At 65.8% G+C, this 8,586-nt stretch carries 7 protein-coding genes and 1 pseudogene; 2 read left to right on the plus strand and 6 right to left on the minus strand.

Going from position 1 to position 8,586, the window contains the following annotated elements; translation table 11 throughout:
* Positions 1-84: 84 nt before the first annotated feature.
* The 4 genes from P3W85_RS40840 to P3W85_RS40855 form a co-directional block, all read right to left on the minus strand.
* Complete coding sequence (locus tag P3W85_RS40840; protein ID WP_017230323.1) at positions 85-744, minus strand: amino acid ABC transporter permease; 660 nt, start codon at positions 742-744, stop codon at positions 85-87.
* A 120-nt stretch (positions 745-864) separates the two neighbouring features.
* A complete protein-coding gene (locus P3W85_RS40845) occupies positions 865-1,662 on the minus strand; it encodes a transporter substrate-binding domain-containing protein (RefSeq protein WP_017230324.1) in 798 nt (265 codons plus the stop codon).
* A 178-nt stretch (positions 1,663-1,840) separates the two neighbouring features.
* The gene (locus P3W85_RS40850; protein ID WP_276269001.1) at positions 1,841-2,761 is read right to left on the minus strand and encodes a glutamate/aspartate ABC transporter substrate-binding protein; all 921 of its coding nucleotides are present in this window, start codon (positions 2,759-2,761) and stop codon (positions 1,841-1,843) included.
* A gap of 149 nt (positions 2,762-2,910) precedes the next feature.
* Positions 2,911-4,173: a D-amino acid dehydrogenase gene (locus P3W85_RS40855; RefSeq protein WP_276269002.1), complete on the minus strand. Its 1,263-nt coding sequence runs from the start codon at positions 4,171-4,173 to the stop codon at positions 2,911-2,913.
* Positions 4,174-4,295: 122 nt separating this feature from the next.
* On the opposite strand from P3W85_RS40855, the gene P3W85_RS40860 reads away from it, so the two are divergent.
* Together P3W85_RS40860 and P3W85_RS40865 are read left to right on the plus strand one after the other, a co-directional pair.
* Positions 4,296-5,249 carry a LysR family transcriptional regulator gene (locus tag P3W85_RS40860; RefSeq protein ID WP_276269003.1) on the plus strand — a complete coding sequence of 318 codons (954 nt, stop codon included), beginning with the start codon at positions 4,296-4,298 and terminating at the stop codon, positions 5,247-5,249.
* Between the two features lie 99 nt (positions 5,250-5,348).
* Entirely contained in the window at positions 5,349-6,662 is a 1,314-nt protein-coding gene (locus P3W85_RS40865) for a hemolysin family protein (RefSeq protein ID WP_017230342.1), read from the plus strand.
* 157 nt (positions 6,663-6,819) lie between these two features.
* Here the strand turns inward: P3W85_RS40865 and P3W85_RS40870 are convergent.
* Both P3W85_RS40870 and P3W85_RS40875 read right to left on the minus strand, forming a co-directional pair.
* Positions 6,820-7,656: pseudogene (locus tag P3W85_RS40870) on the minus strand (phosphatase PAP2 family protein); the annotation flags it as partial.
* 4 nt (positions 7,657-7,660) lie between these two features.
* Positions 7,661-8,586, minus strand: a 926-nt coding sequence (locus P3W85_RS40875; protein WP_430869710.1) for a DUF1653 domain-containing protein, incomplete at its 5' end; no start/stop codon positions are given.

The raw sequence follows: 8,586 nt of genomic DNA on the forward strand, positions 1-8,586 counted from the left end.
TGACACCACCCTGCAGACCATCATCAGCCCCCTACAAAACCCAGAAATAACGCCAGCAAACCCATCGCATCATTCAAAGCCCTCTCAATGCCGCCCCGGCAACGACAACCTCCGCTCCAACACCCGCTGCACCTGCGCCAAAACCGTACTCAGCACCCAGTAAATCCCCGCCACGGCAAGATAGAGCGGCAACGGCTGGTAAGTCGCCGCAATCACCTCCTGCGCCGTGCGCAGCAACTCCGTCACCGTAATCACCGACACCAGCGAAGTATCCTTGATCAGGCTGATCAGGCTGTTCGACAAACTGGGCACCGCCAGCCGCAGCGCCTGCGGCCCCACCACGAAGCGCAAGGTCTGGCGTTGCGTCAGGCCCAGGCTATAAGCCGCCAGCCACTGCCCGCGCGGGATGCCGAGGATGGCGCCGCGCATGCTCTCGGACAGGTACGCCCCCACGTTCAGGCTTAGTGTCAGCACACCCGCCGGCGTGGGCTCCAGCGCGATGCCGATGCCCGGCAGGCCGTAGTACACCACGAAGATCTGCACCAGCAGCGGCGTGCCCCGCATGACGCTGACGTACACCCGCGCGACCGCCTGCGGCACGCGCCGGTGGCTGATGCCCATCAGCGCGACCACGATGCCGATCGCCAGCCCGAAGGCCATCGACAGCAAGGCGAACTTGATGGTAAGCAGCATGCCCTGCAGCAGCACTGGCAGCGAATCGACGACGAGCTGGAGAGCGGACATGGGAAGCCCTGGATCGTGCCGGCCATGGCAACGGCGATGGCGTTAGCGGCCATGCCATGGCGGTACTGCGAAATCACAAGGGGGCATCGGCGGCATTCGCACCCCAGCCGCCGGCGGCCCCTACTTCGCCGGCCTGGTCACGTCGCTACCGAACCACTTCACCGACATCCTGGCCAGGCTGCCATCCTTGCGCGCCTCGTCCAGCGCGCGGTCGATCGCCTGCGCGAACCTGGGATTGTCCTTGCGGAAAGGAATCGCCACCTCGGAGTTGCCGCCGTCGACAAGCGCCCCCGGCCGCAGTGGCAGGTTCGACGTCTTGATCAGGTAGCCGATCATCAGCCGGTCGTTCAGCGCGGCGTCCACGCGCTGCGCGGCCAGGTCGCGCAGGTACTCGGGCGCGCCGGGATAGGTCTTGACATCGATGCCGGGCACCGACTTGGCCAGTTCGTTGTAGTTGCTGCCGAGGCTGACGCCGAGCTTCTTGCCCTTCAGGTCATCGAGGGACTTGAACTGTCGCTTGTCGTCCTTGCGCTGGATCAGCTGCGCGGCCGAATAGACGTAAGGCGTGGAGAAATCCAGCACCTGCCTGCGCTGCGGCGTCACCGCGACCTGGTTGACGATGACGTCGAACTTGCCAGCCTGCAGCCCGGCAATGATGCCGCTCCACTCGGTGGTGACGAACTCCGGCTTGACGCCCAGCCTGGCCGCCACCAGCTTTGCCACATCGACGTCGAAGCCTTCCAGCTGGTTGCTGGCGCCGCGATAGTTGAAAGGCGGATAGGTACCTTCCAGCCCGATCTTCAGCACGCCTGCCTGCTTCACGGTGTCCAGGAGATCGGCGGACCGCGCCGGGGCGCCCGCGGCCAGCAACGAAACGGCAAGCAGTGCCCCGAGGCAGCCAGTACGAAGCGATCGCATATGTTCTCCAGTCAGCACAAGCGACGCGAACACGGTCCGCGCCGCTGCGGCAAGCGTTAGCCCATGACGACGCCAGGAGCATAGTCCGAGCGTAGTCCGGCTTTCAGCCTACAGCAAACCCCGAGTACACAGCAATAACGATTCGCCCTCCCCACCCGGCCGCCTGTCCTGCCATCGCCTACTGGAAAGCCTTGTCGTTCGGGTGCGCGTAGAGGTCCTTCATATCGGTGGAAAGCGGATAGTTGAGATTGATGCCGCGCGGCGGGACCGGCGACTGGAACCACTTCTGGTAGAGCTGCTCGGCACGGCCGCTGCTCATCAGGCCGGCAATCACGCCGTCGGCCAGCTTCTTGAAGGAGGGATCGTCCTTGCGGAACATGCACGCGTAGTTCTCGGTCTGCAGCGGCGTGCCGACCACGGTCCATTCGTCGCGGTTCTTGGCCTTGGTCAGCTCGCCGTAGAGCAGCGGCTCGTCCATGACGAAGGCTACCGCGCGGCCGGTCTCCAGGATCAGAAAGGACTGGCCATGGTCCTTGGTGCTGATCAGGTTCATGTTCATGGCTTTCTCGCCATTCATCTTCACCAGCAGGCGCTCATCCGTGGTGCCGGCAGTGGTCACCACATTGCGGTCCTTCAGGTCGGGAAAATCCTTCACGCCCGAGTCTTTCTTGGTCAGCATGCGCAGCCCATAGACAAAGAGGCTGTTGGAGAACGCCACCTGTTTCTGCCGCTCGAGGTTGTTGGTGGTGGTGCCGCATTCGATGTCGATGGTGCCGTTCTGCATCAGCGAAATACGGTTCTGCGACGTGATCGGAATCAGCTTGACCTGCAGGTTGGGCATCTGCAGCTGCGCCTTCACCTTGTCGACGATCTGCAGCAGGATGTCGTGCGAATAGCCCATCACGTCCTTTCCGTTGGTGTAGGAGAACGGGATCGACGACTCGCGGTAGCCCAGCGAGATCACGCCGGTGTCCTTGATCTTGCGCAGCGTGTCGCCGTCGTCGGCAAAGGCGCTGCCGGCGGCGCCGGCAGCCAGTGCCAGGACGGCCGCGCTCAGCAGGCCACGGGAAAATCGGTTGGGACGCGCTTGCGGTTTCATTGTGTGGCTCTCCTTGGACAGGGACATGGCTCGTGGTGTGTTGATGATGCTTCGATGACGCTTCGGTATTCAGCAAGACAAACTTCAGCAAGACAAACAGGCAAGGCACTACAGGAAACACGGATCGACTCAAGCGCGGCCGCGCCGGCTCATGCCAGCGTTGCGGCAAAATCCTCGGCCTCGATGACGGGCCTGCGCCCGGCCAGGCGATCGGCGAGCAAGCCCGCGCTGCCGAGCGCCAGCGTGAAACCGAGCGCACCGTGGCCGATATTGAGCCACAGGCCGCGCAGGCGCGACGGCCCCACCAGGGGCAAGCCACTCGGCGTAGCCGGACGCAGGCCCGCCCACGGCTGCAGCCGATCTGCCCCGGAGCGTGGCGCAATGTCGCCAAACAAGGCGCGCGTCTCGCCAGCCAGCGTGGCGATCCGGGCCGGGTCGATCGCGTTGCTTGCGCGCACCAGGTCGGCCATACCCGCCACGCGCAGCGTGTTGCCGATGCGGGCATAGACGATCTTTCGCGCAAAGTCGGTGATGCTGATATGCGGTGCGCTGGCGCCGTCGGCGAGCGGCACCGTGATGCTGTAGCCCTTGAGCGGCCACAGCGGCGCGCGCAGGCCCAAGGGCCTCAGCAGCGCCACGCTGCCGATGCCGCCGGCGACCACCACCGCGTCCGCCCGCTCGAGCCCGGATCCGGTGCGCACCCCTGTCACGCGATCGCCTTCCCGCTCGATGCCCAGCACGCGGGTACCGAAACGCAGCGTCACGCCGGGCCGCTCACGCAGCAACTGTGCCAGCGCCAGACAGAAGCGATGGCAGTCGGCCACTTCCTCACTGGGGGTATGAATCGCGCCGGCGATCTTGCTGCGGATGCCGGCCAGCGCCGGCTCCAGCGCCACGCATGCATCGCGGTCCAGTGCCTGTTGCTCGCAGCCCAGGCTGGCCTGATAGTCGAGCAGGCGGCAGGCTGCCTCGAAACTGTCTTTATCGCGGTGCACAATAAGCTTGCCGCGCCGGGCAAATCCAAACTCCACCGGTTGGCTGTCGACAAACGCCTGCATCAGGTCACGCGAATAAAAGGCCAGGCGCAGCAGCTTGCGCGTGGTGGCTTCGCTGGTGCGGGCATTGCAGGCCCGCGCGAACGCCGCCAGCCAGCGCCACTGCGCCGGATCGCCCGACGGACGGAAGCGCATGGGCGAATCCGGCCGCATCAGCCAGCCCGGTACCTTGGCCAGCACACCGGGCCCGGCCAGCGGCGCAACATAGCTGTAGCTGAGCTGCCCGCCATTGGCAAAACTGGTTTCCTCGCCCGGCCCGCCGCGCCGTTCCAGCACGGTGACCTCGTGCCCGTCGCCCGCCAGCCGCCAGGCGGTGCTCATCCCGACCACCCCCGCCCCCACGATTGCAACCTTCATCACCCGCCTCTTTGATCCGATCCGGGCAGGGTAGATCAGGCAGGTCCGTTTGCCCAATGCGAATACGTGCAAGAATATGTCTTTAAGCTATAGGTGACTCCGGATCCCCTCCCTCTGCCACCATGCGACTGCGACAAATCGAAGTCTTCCGTGCCGTCATGCTGACCGGTACCGTCAGCGAGGCCGCGCGGCTGCTGCACGTTTCCCAGCCGGTGGTCACGCGCGTGCTACAACATGCGGAAGCTACGCTCGGCTTCCGGCTGTTCGACCGCGTCAAAGGCCGGCTGCAGGCCACGCCGGAGGCCAGCGCGCTATATGGCGATGTCGAGCGGCTCTATGGCGAGATCGAGCGGGTGCGCCGCGTATCCGAAAGCCTGCGCCACAAGGGCGCCGGCCGGCTCCGGGTGGCGGCCACGCCGAGCCTGGCCAGCCCCTTGCTGGTGCCTGCCGTGCGCCGTTTCTGCGCGCGCCATCCCGAAACCCAGGTGCAGGTGCTGACCCACCATACCGACGAAATCGTGCAGGCTCTGCTGGCCAACCAGATCGACCTGGGATTCGCCTTCTCGCCGCCGCGCCACGAGGCCATCGCCAGCGAACCGGTGGCCGGCGGGCAGATGCTGCTGGCGGTACCGCGCGGCGAACCGCTGTCGGCGCGCGGGCGGCGGGCCGACGTGCCGATGCACCGCCTGGTGGAGCGCCCCTTCATTGCCTACGACGACAACAGCTCGCTCGGGCTGCTGGTGCGCCAGACGCTGGCGCGCAATGCCCTCGAACCGCGCTCCACGCTGGAGGTCCAGACTTACTCGCTGGCGCTGTCCCTGGTCGACGCCGGCCTCGGCCTCACCCTGCTGGACCAGTACACCGCGCTGGGAGCCAACCCGGAGCGCGTCTCGCTGCATGAAGTGAAGCCGGCGCTGCCATTCGAGATCCAGCTGCTGCGCGCCAGCCACCGCGGCAGTTCCAGCCTGGCCGACGATATGCGCGAGCAGTTCGCCGATGCGGCACTGCAACTTGCGGCCACCCTGCCGCAGCGGCTGGAAGCGCCAGCGGTCAGTTTCGAGCACGCCCCGAAATGAAACACCTTGCCGGCCGGCGCCGCTGCCGTTTGCAGAATTTGACAGTTCCGTACGCCGTGCACCATCATCAAAGCGCCTGACCGGTGCCCTTCCAAACCTATGTTCGCCCTTCTGCTGCTACTCCTCGTCCTGATCAGTGCCTTCTTCTCGATATCCGAGATCGCGCTGACCGCATCGCGCCGCACCAAACTGCAGACGCTGTCGGAGCGTGGCGACCACCGCGCCACCAAGATCATGCTGCTCAAGGAGGAGCCGGGCAACTTCTTCACCATCGTGCAGATCGGCGTCAACAGCGTCGCCATCCTGGCCGGTATCGTCGGCGAGAAGCATGTCTCCGACCTGGTGCAGACGGCATTGCTGCCCTACCTTGACGCCGCCACCACCCAGCGCATCGCCAATGTCGGTTCCTTCCTGATCGTCACCCTGCTCTTCATCCAGTTCGCCGACCTGATTCCCAAGCGCATCGCCATGACGTTCCCCGAAGCCTGCGCGCTGGTGGTGATCGGGCCGATGCTCACGCTCATCAAGCTTTTCAAGCCGCTGCTCTATGTATTCAACGGCGCCGCCGACGCCATGCTGCACCTGTTCGGCGTGCCGACCAAGCAGATCGACCAGATCACCTCGGAGGACATCGCCGCCATGGTCGACGCCGGGGCGGAGGCGGGCGTACTCCACAAGCATGAGATCCACCTGATCGAGAACGTGTTCGAGCTCGATGCCAAGAACATCACCGCGGTGATGACGCCGCGCGACGACGTGACCTACCTCGGCCTGGACGAGTCCGCCGACAGCCTGCGCCGCAAGCTCGTCAGCCACCCGCATGCGCAATATCCCGTATGCGGCCATAACCTCGACGACGTGCTGGGCTATATCGATTCCGAAGACATCCTGCAGATGTTCCTGGCCGACGACTCCACCGGCGTGATCGGCAACATCGGCAATATCGGCAAGCACCACAACAAGAACGTGCTGGTGATCCCGGACACGTTGACGCTCACCGAATCGCTCACGCGCTTTCGCGAGATGCACCAGAGCTTCGGCGTGGTGATGAACGAATACGGGCTGGTGGTCGGCATCGTCACGCTCGACGATATCGTGGGCGCGCTGATGGGCAATATCATCTACTCCACCGAGGACGAGCAGATCGTGCGGCGCGACGACAGCTCATGGCTGGTCGATGGCGTGACGCCGCTGGTGGACCTGAAGAAGGCGCTGGAACTGGATGATCTGCCCGGCGAGGATTACGTGGATACCGCCGCCGGGCTGGTGATCTATACGCTCAAGCGCATCCCGAAGAAATCGGAAGCCATCGAGGTGGCAGGCTATCGCTTCGAAGTGCTGGATATCGACCATCACAAGATCGATCAGCTGCTGGTGTCGCGCCTGCCGCCGGCGCAGCCGTTTCAGCCGTAAGCGCACGGCGGTAGCGCTCGACTGTGGCGGGCAGCTGGAACGCTACGATCCACGCGCCGACCACCACCACCGCCGCCGCCGCGGCCGCGCCCAGGCACAGCGGCGCCAGCCGCTCCGGCTCGTGCAGGGTGGCATACGCGGTGCCGAGCAGCACGATCCAGGCAAAGCCCAGCGCGCAGCCGGCCAGCACGTCGGAAAGCCAGTGCATGCCCAGATAGAGGCGCGACAGGCAGATCAGCGTCACGGCCACCGCGGTCAGGGCGACCACCGGCATGCGCACCCGCCAGGGCTGGCGCAGGCACAGCAGGAAGGCCAGGAAACCATAGGTCACCATGCTGCTGGTGGCATGGCCGCTGGGAAAGGAGAATGACTCCAGGCCACCGTAGATGCTGGCCGGGCGGCTACGCTCGAGCGCCAGCTTGAGCACCATCACGCAAGCGCGGGCGCCGACCAGCGCACCCACCCAATACGCCGCCGCCACCCAGGCACGGCGCCACGCCAGCCAGGCGAATACGGTCACGCCCACCGCCACGGAAACGCGCGCGCCGCCCAGTTCGGTCAGGCCCACCATGACCGTATCCAGCCAGCCCTGCTGCCAGGTCCGCAACTGGGCGTACACCGCCTGGTCCACCTGTACCAGCGGTGCGCCCTCGACAATGGACTCGCCCAGCCACAGCAAGGCAGCGGCGCAAGCCAGCAACAGGACGCCGCCCAGCGCCAGCAGCAGCAATTCCACGATATCGCGCTCCAGCATGCGCACCAGGCGCGGCCACTGGCCCGGGCGGGCCTGCAGTGCAAGGTGTCCGCGCAGGCGAGCGCTATCGAGGCGGCGCACCAGCGGCCGGATCACAAGCAACAGCCCGCGCACCAGGCATAACAGCAACAATGCGAACAAGGCGAGCAGGCCCACTACGCCCAGCGCGGTGGCCGGCGTAAGCCAGGGGGCGGAGGCGGGTTGCGCCAGGGCAAGCGTCTGAACGGGAGCAGCAACCATCGGATCAGCCTCCCGCTGCCATGCGTGCGATATTGGCCCGCGCGGGCGCTTCGCAATCGGAGAAGGCCGGACTGAGGAAGAGCTGGGGACGTTGCGCCAGCGCCTGCAGGAAAGCGATCCGGCGCTGCATGAAGCCAGCGTACAGGGCATCGCCGGCCAGCCCGGAGCGGTTGGCCAGCAGCGTCCGGTTCTCCTCGAATACGGCGCGGGTATAGGCATCGAAGTCCGCCGCCGGCGCGGCCAGGCGATAGAGATCGAGATCCAGCACCAGCGCAGATTCCGGCGTCGAGGCGCGATGTCCGCAGGTATCCATCACGATGCGCGCGGCCAGCGACATCGCCGCCGTATCGACGCCTTGCGCCATGGTCTCGATCAGCGCCGCCGAAGCGGCCTCGTTGTGCTCGCATCCCGGCACGTACACCGCGTCGTGGAACAGCACGGCAAGCGCCTGCGCCGGCGTCAGCGCAAGGCCGCGCGCCTGCGCCACCGCGAACATCTCCAGCACATGCTGTCGATCATGGTAGCGACGGTATGGTGCATCGTAGCAAGCCAGCACCTGCAGCACCGCCGCCCGCGGCAGGAAGTCCAGGCAGTCCAGCGCGGCGGGCCAGTCCGGCGCGAAGCGCGGCTGCGGGCCCTGCGGCGTATCCACGCTTTGGCTGAAAACATCCAGTGGCCGGACCCACAGCTGGGACCGGTCCCGCATCGCCTCGTAGACCACCACCTGCGACAGGTCGGACTCGATGCGCCCGAGCCCGGCGATGGCATAGGCACCGCCCTTGTAGTGGCGGTAGGGCATGCCTGGCAGGTAATCGTCCGGCGAGCCGGCGCTGGCCGGGGCTTGGGTGGAAGGCTGGGAATAATGCTGTGTCATGAGTGGCTGTTCGAAACGGAGCAGCGTCATGATAGTGCATCGAGATAGTCCACCGA

It is taken from the genome of Cupriavidus basilensis, from assembly GCF_029335485.1.
Taxonomy (GTDB): Bacteria; Pseudomonadota; Gammaproteobacteria; order Burkholderiales; family Burkholderiaceae; genus Cupriavidus; species Cupriavidus basilensis_E.

Bases quoted from the DNA above. Each gene is read 5' to 3' on its own strand.
- P3W85_RS40840 (WP_017230323.1), bottom strand. From the start codon at position 744: ATGTCCGCTCTCCAGCTCGTCGTCGATTCGCTGCCAGTGCTGCTGCAG.
- P3W85_RS40845 (WP_017230324.1), bottom strand. From the start codon at position 1,662: ATGCGATCGCTTCGTACTGGCTGCCTCGGGGCACTGCTTGCCGTTTCG.
- P3W85_RS40850 (WP_276269001.1), bottom strand. From the start codon at position 2,761: ATGAAACCGCAAGCGCGTCCCAACCGATTTTCCCGTGGCCTGCTGAGC.
- P3W85_RS40855 (WP_276269002.1), bottom strand. From the start codon at position 4,173: ATGAAGGTTGCAATCGTGGGGGCGGGGGTGGTCGGGATGAGCACCGCC.
- P3W85_RS40860 (WP_276269003.1), top strand. From the start codon at position 4,296: ATGCGACTGCGACAAATCGAAGTCTTCCGTGCCGTCATGCTGACCGGT.
- P3W85_RS40865 (WP_017230342.1), top strand. From the start codon at position 5,349: ATGTTCGCCCTTCTGCTGCTACTCCTCGTCCTGATCAGTGCCTTCTTC.